The following is a 1,627-nucleotide window of genomic DNA, read 5'->3' as shown; positions in this document are numbered from 1 at the left end:
TTGCAGAAGAGAAAAATGTACAAAGTAGACTAATAGAATTAGAAGAGTTTTTAGAGAATCAAGAATTAAAAATAGAAAGATACGATGAAGATTTATTAAGAAAACTTATAGAGAAGATAGTTGTTTACGAGTAGAAATTAAAGGTAATATTCAAGTCTGGGATTGAAATTGATATCAATGTGTAAATGAAATTTATTATGATTATTTTAAAAGTTTGAAGAAGAAATGATATAATAATCTATGAATAGACTATAAAAAACGAAAGGTGCTGTAAAATGTTTAAAACTTTGATTGTAGACGATGATAAAGAGTTATGTAATCTTATAAAACAAAGTTTGATTCATGAGGGGATAGATGCAGACTATTGCCACTCAGGAACTTCTGCCTTAAATAAATTAAAGAAATTTGATTATCAAACTATAATATTAGATATAATGATGCCTGGGATAGATGGTTTTGAAACATTAGAAAAAATCAGGGAAACAAGTGATGTTCCAATACTAATGTTAACAGCAAAAAATAATACTAAATCAAAAGTTATTGGACTAAAATCAGGAGCAGATGATTACCTTACTAAGCCTTTTGAAATGGATGAGTTGATTGCTCGAGTTGGTTCTTTGCTAAGAAGATATGTACATTTCTACGATGGAACAAAAGGTAAGTCAGTATTGTCTTTTAAAGGTTTAGAAATAGATACAAATAATCGAACAGTAAAAACAGAATTAGGTACCTTTGAATTGCCGCCTAAGGAATATGATGTTCTAATTTATCTAATAAGAAATCAAGGAAAAATACTTACTAAGCAAATGATTTATGAAGAAGTATGGGACGAGGATTATATCTATGATGATAGCAACATTATGGCAATAATAAGCCGAATAAGAAAAAAGATAGAAAAAGATACAAGTTTACCGGTTTATATTCAAACAGTTAAAGGTGTAGGATATCGTTTCAATGGGGAGGTTTAAAGTGTGATTAATAAACTATTAATAGTTTTATTTTTTATCTCCATAGTTTTTAATATAATTCAGTACAATAAAAATAAAAAAGTAAAAATACAAATAAAAAATATGGATTTCATTTTAACAGATATGCTTTCAGGTGAAGTAGGTCATAATATACTTGCCTCTAGTGATGAAATAACGTCTGATATTGTTTATAAAATTAATGCTATAGTGTACAAGTTAGAAAAAGAAATATCAGATTTAAAGATAGATAGTGAGACAAATAAAGAATTAATGACTAGTCTCTCACATGATTTAAGAACACCACTTACTACTTTGATAGGTTACTTAGATGCTATTGATAAAGGAGTTGTAAATGGAAAAGAAGGAGAAGAGTATTTTCAAATTGCTAGGTCTAAAGCTTATGATTTGAAAGAATATATAGATATACTTTTTGAATGGTTTAAATTACAATCAAGTGAAATTGAGTTATTAATAGAAAACGTAGAAATAAATGAATTAACTAGGCGTATTTTAAGAGATTGGATTCCTATACTAGAAGAAAATAATATTAATTTTGAAATAGATATGCCTGAAAGACCAATTTTTATAAAAGTTGATAGAGATAAGTATGAGAGTACTACAAAATGCAATAAGTCACAGTAAAGCTTCTAAGCTATACA

At 27.2% G+C, this 1,627-nt stretch carries 2 protein-coding genes; both read left to right on the top strand.

The annotated features are described in order from the left end of the window. The first annotated feature begins 275 nt into the window (after positions 1-275). Positions 276-968, top strand: a complete 693-nt coding sequence (locus ACLUJM_RS12150) for a response regulator transcription factor (RefSeq protein ID WP_412412918.1) — start codon at positions 276-278, stop codon at positions 966-968. Between the two features lie 3 nt (positions 969-971). Beyond that, positions 972-1,610, top strand: coding sequence for a sensor histidine kinase (locus tag ACLUJM_RS12145; protein ID WP_412412917.1), 639 nt, complete (start codon positions 972-974; stop codon positions 1,608-1,610). Positions 1,611-1,627 lie beyond the last annotated feature (17 nt).

This window comes from Finegoldia sp., assembly GCF_046991905.1.
GTDB lineage: Bacteria > Bacillota > Clostridia > Tissierellales > Peptoniphilaceae > Finegoldia.
Note: the sequence above shows the minus strand (reverse complement) of the source record. Positions and strands in the feature narration are given on the sequence as shown.